The sequence below is a fragment of the Nonomuraea cavernae genome (assembly GCF_040655715.1).
GTDB classification, from domain to species: Bacteria; Actinomycetota; Actinomycetes; order Streptosporangiales; family Streptosporangiaceae; genus Nonomuraea; species Nonomuraea cavernae_A.
In genome coordinates this window covers 74,183-89,554 of the sequence record NZ_JBFAKL010000025.1, presented here as the reverse complement: position 1 = coordinate 89,554, position 15,372 = coordinate 74,183, and the positions used below count along the sequence as shown (strand labels likewise).

Sequence of the window (15,372 nt, the reverse complement as noted above, 5' to 3'; positions counted from 1 at the left end):
GTCGTCAGCCACGACCGGCGGCCCACACGGTCCGGTCGTACGTCGAGGACGTGATCCCCTCGTCGCGGAGCGCCGCCTTGCGCACCTTCTCCGACGGCGTCTTGGGCAGCGCCTCGACGAACCGGATGAAGCGCGGCACGGCGAAGGCCGGGATCCTGCCCTCGCAGAAGGCCCAGATCTCCGCCGCGTCGACCGGGCGGGAGGTGGTGATGACCGCCATCACCTCGTCCTCCCCCGCCTCGACGTCCGCCGCGACGCCGATCACCGCGCACTCGAGCACGGCCTCGTGGCCGTAGATCGCCTGCTCGAGCTCGTAGGAGCTGATGTTCTCGCCGCGCCGGCGCAGGGCGTCCTTGTAGCGGTCCACGAAGTAGAACCAGCCGTCGGCGTCCTGGCGCAGCGCGTCACCGGTGTGGAACCAGAGGTTACGCCACGCCTCGACGGTCTTGTCCGGCATGCCGTAGTAGCCCATGCTGCACGTCCACGGCCGCCGTGGCCTGACCACCAGCTCTCCGACCTCGCCGACCGCGACCTCCTCGTCGGTCGCCGGGTCCACCAGCCGGATGTCGAACCAGTCGGCGGCCTGGAGACCGGCCGCGCCGGCCGGCCGGTCCTCGCCGTACGGCGACAGGATCGGGGCGGAGGTCTCGGTGAGGCCGAAGACCTCGACGAAGGCCTCGATGCCGAACCGCTCCTTGAACTCACGCAGGATCGACGACGCGGTGGGGGCGGCGAAGACGCAGCGGAGCCTGTTGTCGCGGTCGTCCTGTCTCGGCGCCTGCTTCCAGACGAAGTCCATCATCACGCCGAGCAGATTGGTCACCGTCACGTCGTGTTCGCGGAGCTGGTCGATCCAGCGGCTGGCGCTGAACTTCGACCGCACCACCAGCCGGGCGCCGGCGATCAGCGCCGGGTAGGCCGCCATGAACTGCGCGTTGCCGTGGAACAAGGGGGTGCAGGTGAAGTAGGTGTCCTCGCTCGTCAGCCTGGTGAGGGACACCACCTCCTCACCGAAGAAGTACATCTGCGCGTGCGGCATGGCCACCCCCTTGGACGGCCCGGTGGTGCCGGAGGTGAAGAAGATCGAGGCCAGGTCGCTCATCTCCGGGTCCGTGCCCGCCTTCGCCGCCGCCTGCTCGAAGGCGGTCCACGGCTCCGCCTGCCAGCCATGGGCCCGCAACGCCGACACCGCGCGGTCGGCGCCGCCCGTGTCGATGACCCAGAACTTCTCGATGCCCCGCACGTGCTCGGCGATGGCGACGAACCGCTCGGCGAACACGTCGTCGATCACCGCCCAGCGGGGTGCGACGACCGTGCTCTGATGGCGCAGGAACTCGCCCTCGTAGGCCGTGTTGATCGGCACCTCCACCAGCCCGGCGACCGCGCTGCCCAGCCAGGTGCGGATGAACTGGGAGGAGTTGGCCGCCATGACGAGGACCCGGTCACCGGACTCGGCGCCCGCCGCGAGCAGACCACCGGACACGCGTTCGGCGGCGTCGAGCATCTCGGCGTAGGTCCACTGCCGCCCCTCCTCCGGAGCGATCAGAAAGGTGTCGCCGGGCCGGCGCGCCGCGTGGTGGCGCAGGACCTTGGGCGAGGTCCAGAGCCCGGCATCCTCGAATGTCGGCTTCAAATCCGTGTACGTGCGGGTCATCGCGGTGGAACCTCCAACGACGGGGACATGCCGGGCGACCCGGCGGCGGGCGGAAACGGGAGCGGCCTGCTCCGCGGTCGACTGGCCTGTGCGGCCTACTTGGCCACGAGGCCGCCGTCGACCGGGACCGTGACGCCCGTGACGAAGCTGGCGTCGTCGCTGGCCAGGAACGCCACCACCGAGGCGATCTCCGCGGGCTGCGCCGCCCGGCCCAGCGGGATGCCGGCCACGAAGTCCGCCGCCAGCGCCGTCACGTCGGCGCCCCGCTCGCGCCCGAAGAAGGAGGCCAGCATCGGGGTCTCCACCGTACCCGGGCAGATGCAGTTGACCCTGATGCCGTCGGGCGCGCCGGCCAGGGCCAGCGCCCGGGTGAAGCCGACCAGGGACGCCTTGGTCATCGAGTAGATGGGGCTGAACGGGGATCCGACCAGGGCCGAGGTCGACGCCGTCATGGTGACGGAGCCCTTCTTGCCGGCCTTCTTGAGCAGGTCGAACGCGAGCGTCGCGCTGAAGAAGACGCTCTTGACGTTGACGTCGATGTTGCGCTGGAACTCCTCTTCGGAGATGTCCAGACCGGCGGCGCCGGGCATGCCCACCTGGTTGTGCATGATGTGCAGGACCCCGTCCTCCGCCTCGATGCGCGCGTAGAGCGCGCGCAGGGCGGCGACGCTGGTGGCGTCGACCTGCTGGGGCACGGCGACGCCGCCCTGCTCCTCGACCTCCTTGGCCACGGTGGTCGCCGAGTCGCCGTTCAGGTCGGCGACGTAGACCTTCGCCCCCTCGGCGGCGAGCCGGTGGCAGATGGCGCGGCCCATCCCCGAACCGCCGCCGATGACCGCGGCGACGCGGCCCTGAAGTCGTGATGACATGAGTTCTCCCTGGTCTGGTCGTGCCGAGTGGGTCAGCGCCGCTGGTCGAAGGTGCGCCCGAGCAGTTCGGAGACGATGCGGATGCGCTGCATGCTAGGGGTCCCCCCGGCCAGGGCCCACCCGTGGGCGTCCCTGTGCAGCCGTTCGATGCCGTACTCCTCGGTGTAGCCGTTGCCGCCGTGGATCTGCATGGCGAGGTCGGTGACCCGCTTGGCCATCTCGTTGGCGGTGCACTTGGCGAGCGAGACCTCCAGCGGGTCGGGCAGGCCCGCGCCCGCGTTCTCCACCGCCCGCCGGATCAGCAGCCTGGTCGCCTCCACCTGCATCGCCATGTCCGCCAGCGACATCTGGACGCTCTGGAACTCGACCAGAGGCTTGCCGAACTGCTCGCGCTCCTGGGCGTAGGCGATGCTCCGGTCGAACGCGGCCTGCCCGATGGCCAGGCTCATGGTCGAGTTGCCGAGCCGCTCGATGGAGAACGCCGTGAACAGCCGGCGGAAGCCGCCCGGCCCGATCAGGAGGTTCTCCGCCGGGACGCGTACGTCCTCGAAGATGACGTCGGCGGACGGGATGCCGCGAAAACCCATCAGCCGCTCAGGCTTGCCGAAGCTGACACCCGGGGTGTCGGCGTCGACGATGACCGCCCCGATGCCCTTGGAGCCCGGTTCCTCGCTCATGCGGGCGTAGACCAGATAGGAGTCGGCTTCGCTGCCGTTCGAGATCCACCGCTTCAGGCCGTTGACCACGAACGTCTCGCCGGACCTGACGGCGCGGGTCGTCATGTCGGTCGCCGCCGATCCGGCGTCCGGTTCGGAGATGGCCACCGCCATCGTCGTTTCACCGCTGATGATGCCGGGCAGGTAGCGCTCCCGCTGATCGTCCGTGCCGATGAGGCTGACCACCTGGGCGGGCCCGGTGTTGGACTCGAAGACCTGGAACGCCGCGGGCCGGCACTGCTTGGCCAGTTCCTCGATGACGACCAGGGCCTCTCTCAGTGTCGCCCCGCCACCGCCGAACCGCTCAGGCAGCGCGATTCCCAGGTAGCCCAGACCGCCCAGATAGCGGCGTTCGTCATGGGGGAACGGGGTGCGCTGCTCGTCCCACTGCTCTGCCACGGGCGCATATCGGTCAAGGGCGACGGCGGCGGCCGCTTCACGTAGCGCCCTCAGTTCGTCAGTGTCACCGTCTGGCATCCGGACACTCATGGGACCTCCCTCATCAAGGTGTTATCTATGATATTGGTGAACATGGATTATTCGTCAAGCCCGTACTCGCCCGACGGTGTTCAGAAGGTATATATTAATCATATATATAGATAGGAGACATAACGTGCCAGCTGCCGTGATCGTCGACGCCGTGCGGTCCCCCATGGGCCGCGGCAAGCAGTCCGGAGCGTTGGCGGGAACCCACCCCGTGGACCTGCTCGCGCAGGTGCTCTCCGCGCTGGTCCGGCGACAGGGAATCGACCCCGGCCTCGTCGATGACGTGCTGGTGGGCTGCGTCGGGCAGGCCGGCGAGCAGTCGGCCACCCCGGGACGCCAGGCCGTGCTCGCCGCGGGCTTCCCCGAGCACGTGCCGTCCGTGACCATCGAGCGCAAGTGCGGCTCGGGCCAGCAGGCGATCGACTTCGCGGTGCAGGGCGTCATGGCGGGGGCGTACGACATGGTGATCGCCGCCGGAGTCGAATCCATGAGCAGGGTCCCGATGGGCTCCGCCCGGATGGACAAGGACCCGTTCGGCGCCGGCGTGAAGGCGCGTTATCCCCTGCTGGTCCCGCAGGGCGTCTCAGCGGAACTCGTGGCGCACAAGTGGTCCCTCTCGCGCGCCCAGCTCGACGACTACGCGGCCCGGTCGCACGCCCTCGCCGCCGAGGCCGCTCAGAACGGCGACTTCGCGGGCGAGATCGTGCCCATCGCCCTGCCGGACGCGGCGGGCGTCTTCGACAACGACGAGACCATCCGCCCCGGCACCACCGGCGAACGGCTCGCCGCGCTCGCTCCCGCCTTCGCCGGGAGCGACCATGCCCGGCACTTCCCCCATCTCGACTTCAAGATCACCGCGGGCAACTCGTCCCAGCTCACCGACGGCGCGAGCGCTCTGCTGATCATGAGCGAGGAACGCGCCAGGGAGCTCGGACTTCGGCCCCGCGCCCGGCTGCTCGCCTCGGCCGTCTGCGGCGACGACCCCCTGCTCATGCTGACCGGCCCGATCGCCGCCACCGGCAAGGTGCTCGCGCGGGCCGGGCTGTCGATCGGCAACATCGACGCCGCCGAGGTGAACGAGGCGTTCGCCAGCGTGCCGCTGGCCTGGCGGGCCGAGCACCCGATCGCCGAGAACCGGCTCAATCCGCGTGGCGGGGCCATCGCCCTGGGGCATCCGCTGGGCGCCTCCGGCTGCCGGCTGATGACCACGATGATCAACCATCTCGAGCAGACCGGCGGACGTCTCGGCCTCCAGACCATGTGTGAGGCGGGCGGCATGGCGAACGCCACCGTCGTCGAGATCCTCGCCGGCTGACCTCGCGGCGACCGTCCCCCAGCGGTCTCGCGGAAGCTGACCTCGCGACGGCCGTTCCCCAGCGGCCGCGCGGAAGCTGACTTCGCAGAAAGGAATGATGGTGATGTCATGGACCTGACCGACAGTTCGGCCGTGGTGACCGGAGGCGCCTCCGGTCTCGGCCTGGCGACCGTCCGCCGGCTCACCCGTGCCGGGGTGTTCGTGGTCATCGTTGACCTGCCGGCCTCCAGCGGCGCCGAGGTCGCCAAGGAGTTCGGCGAACAGGCCGTCTTCGCCCCGGCCGACGTGACCGATCCCGGCGCTCTGTCCGCGGCCTTCGACCAGGCGGCGGAGCGGCATCCGCTGCGCACCCTGGTGCACTGCGCCGGACGCGGAGGCACCGTGCGGGTGGTGGAGCGCGACGGCAGCCCCGGATCGCTGGACGACTACCAGGCCATCGTCAGGATCAACCTCGTCGGCACGTTCAACGCGCTGCGGCTGGCCGCGGCCCGGATGGTGACGAACGAGCCGGTCGGCGGGGAGCGCGGCGTCTGCGTGCTGACCGCCTCCGTCGCCGCCTGGGAAGGGCAGATCGGCCAGATCCCCTACGCCTCGGCCAAGGCCGGCGTGGTCGGGATGACCCTGGTCGCCGCCCGCGATCTCGCCCGGAAGCTCGTCCGGGTGAACACCATCGCCCCGGGCGTCTTCGACACCCCCATCCTGAGCAGGCACCCGCGGGAGGTGCTGGACAAGCTCGCCGCGGCGGTGCCGCACCCCTCCCGCCTCGGAGCGCCGGACGAGTACGCGGCACTCGCCATGCACATCCTGGAGAACCCCATGCTGAACGGTGAGACCATCCGGCTGGACGGCGCGATCAGGATGCAGGCCCGATGAGCGACCAGCAGGTGCTGACCGAACGGCACGGCAACGTTCTGGTCGTCACGATCAACCGTCCCGAGGCGCGCAACGCGATCAACACCGTGACCGCCGAGGCGATCGCCGACGCGATGCGGCTGCTGGACGAGGACGACTCGCTCTTCGCCGGCGTCATCACCGGCGCCGGAGGCACGTTCTGCGCGGGGATGGATCTGAAGGCGTTCCTCGCCGGGGAACGCCCCTCGGTGCCGGTGCGCGGGTTCGCCGGAATCGTCGAGGCGCCTCCGCGCAAACCGATCATCGCCGCCGTCGAGGGCTACGCGCTGGCGGGCGGCTTCGAGATCGCCCTGGCGTGCGACCTGCTGGTGGCCGCGGAGGACGCCAGGTTCGGACTGCCCGAGGTCAGGCGGAGCCTGGTGGCCGGGGGCGGCGGCCTGATGCGCCTGTCCCGGCGGATCCCCTACCACCACGCGATGGAGTGGGCGCTGACCGGTGAGCTGGTCGACGCCAGGCGCGCCGACGCGGCCGGGCTCGTCAACCGGCTGGTCCCGCCCGGCCAGGCGCTGGCCGCCGCGCTCGAGCTGGCGGAACGGATCGCGGCCAACGGCCCCCTGGCGGTCCGTGCCACGAAGCAGATCATCGCGAACGCGCGCGACTGGGACTCGGCCACGGAGTTCGACGAGCAGCGCAAGCTGTCCGAGCCGGTGCGTTCCTCCGAGGACGCCCGCGAGGGAGCCCTGGCGTTCACGGAGAAGCGGGCACCTCGGTGGCGTGGCCGATGAGCACACCACCCAGCACGCCACCGGATGCGCAAGGAAAGGTCGGCTGACAGATGGAATTCGGAATCCTGATGGGTGACGAGCGGGTCGAGGTGCCCGCACGCGAGCACCTCGACCTCCTCCTCCGTACGGCGGAGGCCGCCCAGCGCAACGGCTTCACCTACCTGACCATCGGGCAGCACTTCCTGTACGACGGCTACCGGTGGATGCAGCCCATCCCGCTGCTGTCGCGGCTGGCGGCGGAGCTCGACGACGGGGTGAAGCTCGGCACGAGCATCGTCATCGGCCCGCTGTACCACCCGGTCATGCTGGCCGAGGAGCTCGCCACCCTCGACATCCTGACCGGCGGCAAGCTCGTAGTGGCGGTCGGCACCGGTTACCTGCCCCACGAGTACGAACGGCTGGGCGTGCCCTTCAAGGAGCGCTACCAGCGACTGGAGGAGCTGCTCACGATCATGCGTCTGCTGTGGTCGCGGGACCGGGTGTCGTTCTCCGGGAAGTTCTGGCAGCTCGACGACGTGCCCACGCACCTCAGGCCGCTGCAGCAGCCGAGCCCGCCGATCTGGATGGGCGCGCAGAAGCAGCTCGGCGTGCGCCGCGCCGCGCGGCTGACCGACGCGTGGACCGTGACACCGCAGCAGACCGTGGACGAGGTCGACGCGCTGGCGCGGGTGTTCGCCGCCGAGCGAGCGGCCCTCGGGCTGCCGCTCGGCCGGCTCCCGGTACGCCGCGAGCTCATGATCGGCGGCGATCGCGACGACGCGCTGCGGCGCTTCGAGGCGGTCGCCCGGGGCAAGTACGAGGCGTACGCCGACCGGGGCATGGAGGCGCTGACCCAGGAGCAGGTCCGTGAGCGGTTCGCCTCGACCGTCGCGGACCATGTGATCCTCGGCGACGCCGAGGAGTGCCGCCGGCAGGTGCGCGAGCTGGCACGCCGGCTGCCGATGGGACAGCTGCTGGTACGCCCGCACTGGCCGGGGATGTCGGCGGCCGACGCCACGGCCTACCTGGACGAGGTGGGCCGGGAGATCGTGGCGCCGCTGCGCGACCTGGAGTCGGTGGAGTTCGCGGACTTCCTCCAGCGGGCCTGACCGGTCCGCGCGACGGCCTGCCGTCAGCCGGACCGGTCGTCGCGCGGCAGCCGGCCATCACCCCGACCGGTCGTCGCGCGACAGCCTGCCGTCACCCGGACCGGTCGTCGCGTGGCAACCGGCGCGGTCCGGGGGTGAAGCGTGCCGGGATCTTGTGGAACCCGATGTTGACACCCTGCCGGGCGTAGGGGACGAGACCTTCGAGGTCGATCTCGTAGTCGGGCATCCGCTCGATGATCTGGCCGATCAGGCTGCGCGCCATGGCCCGCCCGAGGTGCGAACCGGCGCAGCGGTGCAGGCCGACGCCGAAGCTGGTGTGCCGGTTGGGCCAGCGGTCGATGTCCAGCTCGTCGGGGTTCTCGAAGCCCCCGGCCTCGTCACGGTTGGCCGACCCCCAGGCCAGCAGGACGCGGTCGCCGGTCCGCATCGGGCAGCCCTGGAACTCGACGTCCTTGGTGACGGTGCGGGCCAGCGCCTGGGTGGGCGAGAAGTAGCGCAGGAACTCCTCGATCGCCCGGTCGAGGAGGCTGGGGTCGTCCTTGATGCGCAGGCGCACGTCCGGGTTCTGGTAGAGCCACACGAGGGTCTGCCCGACGAGCGAGGCGGTCGTGCCGACGCCGCCGGAGATCAGCAGGTCGACAATGGCGAAGACCTCCTCGTCGGTGAGCGGCCTGTCGTCGACCTGCTGCTGGACCAGGAAGCTGATCACGTCGTCGGCCGGGTTGAGGCGCCGTTCGGCGATGACCTCCCACATCTGCTTGGACAGGTAGGGCAGGTCCACCTCGACCGCCTGCCGGAACTCCGGGCTGTCCGCCACGGCCGACAGGGTGGCCCGGTGCGCCGAAGAGTAACGTGACCACTCCTCGACCGGGAGCCCGAGCCAGTCGATCGTCACGATCGAGGGCACCCCGATGATCTCCGCGAAGTCGGCCTCGCCGGCCTCGATCACCCGGTCGATGAACCAGGTCGTGTAATGGGAGATCATGTCGAGCATCCGCTCGACGGCGGCCGGAGCCGTGATCAAGTTGACCAGCTTCCGATATTTCCTGAAGTCGGGCGGGTCGATCTCGATCGGGATGTGCAGGTGCATCGGGGTCTTGGGGATGGTCACCGAAAGTCCCTCGCCGCCATAGGACGTGCGAGCGGACGAGAACGTGTAGTCGTCCCGCGCGGCCTCGAAGACGCTCTCGTAGTCTGACAGCACCCAGTAACCCCCATGGGCTTCGGTCCAGGCCACGGGATGCTCCGCCCTCAGTTTCCGATAGGCGCCGACCGGATCCGCGGCATGCTCCGGGGAGTGGTGATCGAAATGAACAACAGGGCACCGGTCCGGGGACGACATCGATGCACCTTCCTCTCAGGAGACCTCGACGATACTATATTCATGGTTATACTAGATTCGAGCGGTGTCAACATCGAGCCCACGGCGACCACGGCCGGGGCGTCAAGGAGGAAAGCATGCGGGTGTCCGTTGATCTCAACGTTTGCCAAGGTCACGGTGTCTGCTACATGACGACACCGGAGATCTTCGAGCCACGGGAGGAAGACGGCCAGGCACACGTCGTCATCAGCGGCGAGCTTCCTCGCGAGCGCGAGGACGCGGCCGTCCTCGCGCAGCAGAGCTGCCCCGAACGGGCCATCACCGTGGAGTGACCCCGGCGGCGCCCGAACACCGGCCCCGAAACGGTCACGTCAGAAAGGGCACATCAGAAGGAAGGGCACGGAGCGACCTCAAGGAGCCGGCCGCTCACGCCAGAAAGGGGTTTTACTTGATGGAACCCCAGCGGATGACCTGGCCCAGCACATTGGGGAACTTTCGCTCCGCGTACGTCACGTACTCCTGGATGTGCTCCCGCATGCGCTCCTCCGACTGCTTGGGATCACGCGAGGTCAGCGCCTTGAAGATCTCCCCATGGGCCTTGAGTATGGCCTTGCGCCGGATGGGCGGATAGTCGATGCCTATGACGGTGCCGTCCATGATGCCCAGCAACGACTCGACCAGATATCCGAACAATGGATTGCCCGAGGACCAGGCGATGACGTCGTGAAAGCGCTTATTGGCTTCCAGGAACGTATCCTCGTCGTCCATATCGTCACTCATGAGCTGAATCGTGGCGCCCAGCTCGTCCAATGACTCGTTGGATATGCGTTCGGCCGCCAGGCGGCTGATCATGGGCTCCATGGCGGAGCGCACTTCGACAATGCTCCGGAATGGCGCTTCTTTCAACTGCATCAGCAGGATGACCGTGCTGGACAGATGCGACGCGTCCGGCGTTTGCAGGACGGGCCCTCCCTTGGGCCCCGGCTTCAGGGAAATGACCCCCTGGACCTCCAGCAGCCGCAGCGCCTCACGAAGGGTGCCCCTGCCGGTGCCGTAGGTCTCCAGCATCGACTTCTCGGCAGATAGCAGGTCGCCTGGGCCGAGCCCCTGCTTGATGGCGTCATTGATGATGCGCTGGGCAATGAGCATTGCCGCTTTCTGCGGACGCGGCGAGTTGTTCACCATGGCTGTGCCCTTCGACGTCGAGTTTGCCACTTAGATCTTGCCACCCCACAGAACCACTGTGGTGCCCGCATATGTGACGCACGCAACATTGACTCGGCCTGTGATTATGAGCAACATTAGCATGGATTTACAGGCGGTGCGAGCCAGACCCTTCGGGCGCGGGCGTCATGGCAGCTGCCCGCCCCACGATGTCGTCGCTGATCAAGCGACTGTCATCACAACGACCCCGCCATTCCTGGAAGGTTGTTTCAGTGACGAGTGTCCTAACAGAGGTCGTTGACTCCACGCTCTGGATTCGCTTGAACAGGCCGGAACGCAGGAATGCGTACGACGAGGCGATGGCACAACAGATAAGCGAGATCCTTGAGGATACCGCTTCCTACCGGACCGTGGTGCTGACCGGAAACGGCGGCGGCTTTTGCGCCGGCGGGGCTCTGGGAAGCCTCCGGCAGCCGACGAGCGGTGACATGCGGCGGCTGTACAGCGCGTCGCTACGGCTGTTCGACGCGATCAGGAACTGCCCGAGACCCGTCATCGCGGCCGTGAACGGCCCGGCGGCCGGGGGCGGCAACGAGCTGGTCGTGGCGTGCGACCTGGCGATCGCCGGCCGCTCGGCCACGTTCGGGCAGACGGGGCCGCGGGTGGGCAGCGCGCCGGTGACCGGGGCGACGAACGTCATGGGCGTCCAGATCGGCGAGAAGCGCGCCAAGGAGCTGTCGTTCCTGTGCCGCAGGTACTCCGCGGAGCAGGCGCTCGCCATGGGGCTGGTCAACGAGGTGGTCGACGACGACCAGGTCGAGGCCACCGTACGGGCGTGGTGCGACGAGCTCGCCGCCCTGAGCCCCCGCTACCTGGAGATCGCCAAGATCAGCTCGAACATCTGGTGGAACGCGGCGCGTGACTCCTTCAGTTCGGGCATCGGCATGCTGGTCCAGGCGATCGGCAGCGAGGACATGATCGAGGGAGCCACCGCCTTCCTCGAGAAGCGCAGGCCGCGGTTCGCCGACCCCCAATAGCGTCCGTCCGGTCGGCCCCGCGGGTCACCGACCCCGCGTCCGTCGCCCGAGCCCGATGGGCGGCCCGCTACCTGCCCGTCGTGTCACGGGCGACCGTCGTGTCACGGGCCGCGTGCGGCGAACCGCCGCGGCCGTCGCCCGGCAGCTTGCGGGAGTCGTGGCTGACCGCGATCCGCACCGGGCGCACCTCCAGGACCACCCGCCCGGGGCTGTCGAGCAGCCGCACCATCTCGCCGGGATCCTCGGGCGCGAGCTTGGCCGCGAGCCGCGGCAGAAACCACCTCCTGGTGTCCTCGTCGTGGCGCGTCAGAGCCACCCCACGGACCGCCAGCATGCGGCGGCCGGGCAGGGAGGTGCCCGCGTTCGAGACGACGATGGTCACCCGGGGGTCGATCCCGACGGCCTTCGCGTGCGCGCGGTCGCGCACGGCGGTCAGCCAGAAGCGGTCCTCCTCGTAGAGGAAGCTCATGACCACTCCGGCCGCCCAGCCATCGGGGGTGGTGAAGGTGAAGGTGCACTCGGTCTGAACGGCCAGCAGCTCGCGCCGGGCATCGGCGTCGAGCCGCAGGGGGCGCAGATCCTCAAGGTCGTCGATTCCCGTCCTGCCCATGGGGTTCTCCTCCTTTACTCGCCGGGCTCACGGCCGGCGACGGCCGGCGACGTCACCACGCCTCCCGGTCCCACGCGGCCGGTGTCAGTTCTCGGTGACCAGGGCGGCATCGCCGAGGAAGGCCCGCAGCACCGACGAGTGGGAAGCGGCCTCCTTGGCCGTCCCGCTGAAGACGACCTCACCCCGGGACACGACGGCCACGTCGTCCGCGACCTCCAGCCCCGCCTCGGCGTTCTGCTCCACCATCAGGACCCCGATCCCGGAGTCGGCCATGGTGCGGATGCTGCCCAGGACGGTCTCGACCATCGTCGGCGCCAGCCCCATGGACGGCTCGTCCAGCATCATGATCTTCGGCTGGGCCATCAGCGCCCGCCCGAAGGCCAGCATCTGCTGCTCGCCGCCGGACAGCAGCCCCGCCGGGCCGTCCTGCCGCTCCCTGAGCACCGGGAACATCTCGAAGACACGGTCGAGGATGCCCGCCATCTCACCGCGGGCGGTGGTGTAGCCGCCCATCCGCAGGTTCTCCAGCACCGTCAGCGGAGCGAAGACGCGGCGTCCCTCCGGGACGAGCACCAGCCCCCGCTTGACGATCCAGTGCGCGGGCCGGCCGGTGATGGCCGTGCCGTCGAGCACGACCTCGCCCGAGTCGGGCTTGTGCAGCCCGGCGGCCGATCTGAGCGTGGTCGTCTTGCCCGCGCCGTTGGCGCCGAGGACCAGGGTGACCGTGCCCGGCCTGGCCGTCAGGGTCACGCCTCGCACCGCGGTGACCTTGCCGTAGCTGACGTGCAGATCCCTGATCTCAAACATGCTCGCTCCACCGCTTCCCCAGGTACGCCTCGCGCACCGCCGGCTCACGTACGACGGAGGCCGGGACGCCGTCCGCGATGAGCTTGCCGAAGTTCATCGCGAAGAGGTGGTCGCACGTGTCGACCATCATCTGGACGTCGTGTTCCACGAGCACCTGGGTCAGCCCCTCTTCCCGCAGTTCGCGGAGCAGCGCCGAGATCTCCTGCCGCTCCGACTGGTTCATGCCGGCCGTGGGCTCGTCGAGGAGCAGCAGCCTGGGCTTCGCGACGATCGCGCGGGCGATCTCCACCCGGCGCTGCGCCCCGTAGGAGAGCTCGCCCGGCCGATGCCGTTCCAGGCCGCGCAGACCGGTCCGCCCGATCGCCTCGGCCACGCCGTCGTCACCTTTGCCCCGCTCTCGGATACCCCTCCCCCGGACCCGGTCGGCGCCCAGCCTGACGTTCTCCTCCACGGTCAGGCCGGGCAGCAGCCGTACGGTCTGGAAGGTGCGCGCCACGCCACGCCGGGCGAACATCGCGGCGGGGATCCGGTGGTACTCCTCGCCGTCCAGACGGAGCGAGCCCGCGGTCAGGTCGACGAACCGGGTGAGCGCGGCCAGCAGTGTGCTCTTGCCGGAGCCGTTGGGACCGAGGACGCCGAAGATGCTTCCCTCGGTGAGGTCGATCGACAGGCCGTCCACCGCCTTGACTCCGCCGAAGTGCACGGCGGCGTCCTTCACCTGAAGGAGCGGGGTGCTCTGGTCTTGAATGCCGCTCAAGCGGGTGTCCCCTCTGCTCGCGACCCGAGTGGGGTCCGGTCACCGTCTCCGGATCCGGCGTCGCGCCGGGAGCGTTGCCAGGACCGGTAGGCGTCGGTCATCATCCCGAGCAGGCCTCCCGGCACCCAGATCGCCGCGAGCGCGACGATGACGCCGTAGATCACCTTCTGCCATTGACCGGAGAACTCCAGGAAGCTCGGCAGCCAGGTGAAGATCATCGCGCCGATCAGGGCACCCGCCCAGGATCGTGAGCCGCCGACGATGATCATCGTCAGGGCCAGCACCACCAGGGAGAAGCCGATGTCGGTGGGGGCGATCGTGGTGCGCAGCAGCACGTTGAGCCCGCCGGCGCAGGCGCCCAGCAGCGCGCTGATCACGAACGCCGCCTGCCGGTGCCGCCGCACGTCGATGCCCATCGAGGCGGCGAGTTCGGGATCCTCCCTGACCGCCTCCACCCGGCGGCCGATGGCTCCCCGCTCGCTGTAGGCGAGCAGCCCGACCACCACCGCCGAGATCAGCACCAGGTGGAGGGTGGTGACGTCGGCCAGCGCGCCGAACAGCCCGCTGGGGCCGCCGGTCAGGTCGCCGCCGTTGACGGCCAGCACGCCGACGATGAGGTCGAACGCGATCGTGGCCATGCCCAGGTAGAGGCCGCCCAGCCGGCGAACCGTCAGAGCGAGCAGGTAGCCCACCACTCCGGCGATCAGCATGCCCGCGCCGATGGCGGCCACCGCCGGCCACTCGTACCGGATGGTCATGATGGCGGCGACGTAGGCGCCGATGCCGTAGCAGCCGATCCCCGCGAAGGAGAACACGCCGAAGCGGATGGGCACCTGCAGGCTCAGCGCCATGAGCAGTCCGACGAAGGTGGACTGGATCAGGATGATGTTGGTGTCGTACCAGGCGATCATGTCCGGCGCACCTCTCTACGGCCGAAGAGTCCCTCGCTCTTGAACAGGAGTACGGCGAAGATGAAGCCGAAGGAGACCGCGTCGACCCACAGGCCGGAGGTTTGGGTCAGCACGATCGTCTCGGCCGCGGCCAGCACGTAGGCGCCGACGATCACGCCGGCCATGCTTCCGACGCCGCCGAGGATGACGGCGGCGAACGCCTTGATCAGCAGGACGTCTCCGCTTTCGGGCGTGATCGCGCCGAGGTTGTAGGTGAGCAGCACGCCGGCCAGCCCGGCGAGGCCGCCGGCGACGGCCATGGTGCTCAGGCTGAGCACGCGCCGGTTGACGCCCATCAGGGAAGCCGTCTCGGGGTCGACGCCGATCGAGCGCAGCGCGAGGCCGGAGCGCGAGAAGCGCAGCCAGACGATGACCCCGATTCCGATGACCAGTGCCGCGGCGACGACCATGAGCTGGGTGCTGGTGACGCGGACGCCCAGCAGCGAGAAGGTGGACGTCACGTAGCTGGAGCCGGCGAAGCCGAACGGGTTGCTGCCGGTCACCTCCTCGGCGATGGCCAGCGGGATGGCCGCCACGCCGATGCCGCCGATGAGGATCTGCATCTCACCGCTGCGATGGTCCTTGGCCCTTCGCATGATGGGCTGGAACGCCAGCATCTGGACGGCCACGGAGAGCAGCGCCCCCACCGCCGCGCCGATCACGATCAGCGCGGGCAGCGGCAGCCGTACCTGGTCGGTGATGATGGAGGACACGAAGGCCGCGAACATGAAGATCGCGCCATGGGCGAAGTTCAGGATGCCGACGGTGCCCCAGACCAGGCTCATGCCGAGGGCGAAGAGCAGATAGATCGATCCGAGCGAGAGCGCGTTGATCAGATCCTGGAGCATCGGGACTCACTCCATTTCGGGGTACGTTGTCGGCCCATCGGATCCCCTGCGAGACAATATATGAGCATCATTCTCATAGTTAGTTCCAGAACAGTAGAGGGCGTCAGCCGCCT

General features: G+C 69.2%; 16 protein-coding genes. 6 read left to right on the top strand and 10 right to left on the bottom strand.

The window, feature by feature from the left end; genetic code table 11:
* Window positions 1–4 precede the first annotated feature (4 nt).
* From AB0I38_RS30480 to AB0I38_RS30470, 3 genes are all read right to left on the bottom strand, one after another.
* Window positions 5–1,654 (bottom strand): AMP-binding protein, encoded by a 1,650-nt coding sequence (locus AB0I38_RS30480; protein WP_358486165.1) that lies wholly within the window; start codon window positions 1,652–1,654, stop codon window positions 5–7.
* 95 nt (window positions 1,655–1,749) lie between these two features.
* A complete protein-coding gene (locus tag AB0I38_RS30475; RefSeq protein ID WP_358486156.1) occupies window positions 1,750–2,523 on the bottom strand; it encodes an SDR family NAD(P)-dependent oxidoreductase in 774 nt (257 codons plus the stop codon).
* 32 nt (window positions 2,524–2,555) lie between these two features.
* Window positions 2,556–3,716, bottom strand: a complete 1,161-nt coding sequence (locus AB0I38_RS30470) for an acyl-CoA dehydrogenase family protein (RefSeq protein ID WP_358486467.1) — start codon at window positions 3,714–3,716, stop codon at window positions 2,556–2,558.
* Window positions 3,717–3,852: 136 nt separating this feature from the next.
* Between AB0I38_RS30470 and AB0I38_RS30465 the strand changes: the two genes are divergently transcribed.
* From AB0I38_RS30465 to AB0I38_RS30450, 4 genes are all read left to right on the top strand, one after another.
* The gene (locus tag AB0I38_RS30465) at window positions 3,853–5,040 is read left to right on the top strand and encodes a thiolase family protein (RefSeq protein WP_358486146.1); all 1,188 of its coding nucleotides are present in this window, start codon (window positions 3,853–3,855) and stop codon (window positions 5,038–5,040) included.
* Window positions 5,041–5,148: 108 nt separating this feature from the next.
* Window positions 5,149–5,913 (top strand): SDR family NAD(P)-dependent oxidoreductase, encoded by a 765-nt coding sequence (locus tag AB0I38_RS30460; protein ID WP_358486136.1) that lies wholly within the window; start codon window positions 5,149–5,151, stop codon window positions 5,911–5,913.
* Window positions 5,910–6,677, top strand: coding sequence for a crotonase/enoyl-CoA hydratase family protein (locus AB0I38_RS30455; protein WP_358486122.1), 768 nt, complete (start codon window positions 5,910–5,912; stop codon window positions 6,675–6,677). The genes AB0I38_RS30460 and AB0I38_RS30455 overlap by 4 nt, the downstream gene beginning before the upstream one ends.
* Window positions 6,678–6,727: 50 nt before the next feature.
* Complete coding sequence (locus AB0I38_RS30450; protein WP_358486113.1) at window positions 6,728–7,765, top strand: LLM class flavin-dependent oxidoreductase; 1,038 nt, start codon at window positions 6,728–6,730, stop codon at window positions 7,763–7,765.
* 91 nt (window positions 7,766–7,856) lie between these two features.
* On the opposite strand, the gene AB0I38_RS30445 is transcribed toward AB0I38_RS30450, so the two are convergent.
* Window positions 7,857–9,002 carry a cytochrome P450 gene (locus AB0I38_RS30445; protein WP_358486100.1) on the bottom strand — a complete coding sequence of 382 codons (1,146 nt, stop codon included), beginning with the start codon at window positions 9,000–9,002 and terminating at the stop codon, window positions 7,857–7,859.
* Between the two features lie 107 nt (window positions 9,003–9,109).
* Between AB0I38_RS30445 and AB0I38_RS30440 the strand changes: the two genes are divergently transcribed.
* Window positions 9,110–9,418: a ferredoxin gene (locus AB0I38_RS30440; RefSeq protein ID WP_358486082.1), complete on the top strand. Its 309-nt coding sequence runs from the start codon at window positions 9,110–9,112 to the stop codon at window positions 9,416–9,418.
* Between the two features lie 112 nt (window positions 9,419–9,530).
* On the opposite strand, the gene AB0I38_RS30435 is transcribed toward AB0I38_RS30440, so the two are convergent.
* Window positions 9,531–10,271 carry a FadR/GntR family transcriptional regulator gene (locus AB0I38_RS30435; RefSeq protein ID WP_358486076.1) on the bottom strand — a complete coding sequence of 247 codons (741 nt, stop codon included), beginning with the start codon at window positions 10,269–10,271 and terminating at the stop codon, window positions 9,531–9,533.
* Window positions 10,272–10,438: 167 nt separating this feature from the next.
* Here AB0I38_RS30435 and AB0I38_RS30430 point away from each other — a divergent pair, with 167 nt between their 5' ends.
* The gene (locus tag AB0I38_RS30430) at window positions 10,439–11,287 is read left to right on the top strand and encodes an enoyl-CoA hydratase/isomerase family protein (protein WP_358486069.1); all 849 of its coding nucleotides are present in this window, start codon (window positions 10,439–10,441) and stop codon (window positions 11,285–11,287) included.
* A gap of 67 nt (window positions 11,288–11,354) precedes the next feature.
* On the opposite strand, the gene AB0I38_RS30425 is transcribed toward AB0I38_RS30430, so the two are convergent.
* From AB0I38_RS30425 to AB0I38_RS30405, 5 genes are all read right to left on the bottom strand, one after another.
* Entirely contained in the window at window positions 11,355–11,897 is a 543-nt protein-coding gene (locus AB0I38_RS30425) for a hypothetical protein (RefSeq protein WP_358486063.1), read from the bottom strand.
* Window positions 11,898–11,981: 84 nt separating this feature from the next.
* Window positions 11,982–12,704 carry an ABC transporter ATP-binding protein gene (locus tag AB0I38_RS30420; protein WP_358486057.1) on the bottom strand — a complete coding sequence of 241 codons (723 nt, stop codon included), beginning with the start codon at window positions 12,702–12,704 and terminating at the stop codon, window positions 11,982–11,984.
* The gene (locus AB0I38_RS30415; protein WP_358486051.1) at window positions 12,697–13,461 is read right to left on the bottom strand and encodes an ABC transporter ATP-binding protein; all 765 of its coding nucleotides are present in this window, start codon (window positions 13,459–13,461) and stop codon (window positions 12,697–12,699) included. Before AB0I38_RS30415 ends, AB0I38_RS30420 begins: the two co-directional genes overlap by 8 nt.
* Window positions 13,458–14,372: a branched-chain amino acid ABC transporter permease gene (locus tag AB0I38_RS30410; RefSeq protein ID WP_358486043.1), complete on the bottom strand. Its 915-nt coding sequence runs from the start codon at window positions 14,370–14,372 to the stop codon at window positions 13,458–13,460. Before AB0I38_RS30410 ends, AB0I38_RS30415 begins: the two co-directional genes overlap by 4 nt.
* Complete coding sequence (locus AB0I38_RS30405) at window positions 14,369–15,259, bottom strand: branched-chain amino acid ABC transporter permease (protein WP_358486032.1); 891 nt, start codon at window positions 15,257–15,259, stop codon at window positions 14,369–14,371. The genes AB0I38_RS30410 and AB0I38_RS30405 overlap by 4 nt, the downstream gene beginning before the upstream one ends.
* Between the last annotated feature and the right edge of the window lie 113 nt (window positions 15,260–15,372).

Excerpts from the sequence above, each read along its gene's own strand:
- AB0I38_RS30470 (WP_358486467.1), bottom strand. The coding sequence starts at position 3,716 with ATGCCAGACGGTGACACTGACGAACTGAGGGCGCTACGTGAAGCGGCC.
- AB0I38_RS30480 (WP_358486165.1), bottom strand. The coding sequence starts at position 1,654 with ATGACCCGCACGTACACGGATTTGAAGCCGACATTCGAGGATGCCGGG.
- AB0I38_RS30420 (WP_358486057.1), bottom strand. The coding sequence starts at position 12,704 with ATGTTTGAGATCAGGGATCTGCACGTCAGCTACGGCAAGGTCACCGCG.
- AB0I38_RS30450 (WP_358486113.1), top strand. The coding sequence starts at position 6,728 with ATGGAATTCGGAATCCTGATGGGTGACGAGCGGGTCGAGGTGCCCGCA.
- AB0I38_RS30440 (WP_358486082.1), top strand. The coding sequence starts at position 9,110 with ATGCACCTTCCTCTCAGGAGACCTCGACGATACTATATTCATGGTTAT.
- AB0I38_RS30460 (WP_358486136.1), top strand. The coding sequence starts at position 5,149 with ATGGACCTGACCGACAGTTCGGCCGTGGTGACCGGAGGCGCCTCCGGT.
- AB0I38_RS30430 (WP_358486069.1), top strand. The coding sequence starts at position 10,439 with ATGGCAGCTGCCCGCCCCACGATGTCGTCGCTGATCAAGCGACTGTCA.
- AB0I38_RS30455 (WP_358486122.1), top strand. The coding sequence starts at position 5,910 with ATGAGCGACCAGCAGGTGCTGACCGAACGGCACGGCAACGTTCTGGTC.
- AB0I38_RS30435 (WP_358486076.1), bottom strand. The coding sequence starts at position 10,271 with ATGGTGAACAACTCGCCGCGTCCGCAGAAAGCGGCAATGCTCATTGCC.
- AB0I38_RS30410 (WP_358486043.1), bottom strand. The coding sequence starts at position 14,372 with ATGATCGCCTGGTACGACACCAACATCATCCTGATCCAGTCCACCTTC.
- AB0I38_RS30405 (WP_358486032.1), bottom strand. The coding sequence starts at position 15,259 with ATGCTCCAGGATCTGATCAACGCGCTCTCGCTCGGATCGATCTATCTG.
- AB0I38_RS30475 (WP_358486156.1), bottom strand. The coding sequence starts at position 2,523 with ATGTCATCACGACTTCAGGGCCGCGTCGCCGCGGTCATCGGCGGCGGT.
- AB0I38_RS30425 (WP_358486063.1), bottom strand. The coding sequence starts at position 11,897 with ATGGGCAGGACGGGAATCGACGACCTTGAGGATCTGCGCCCCCTGCGG.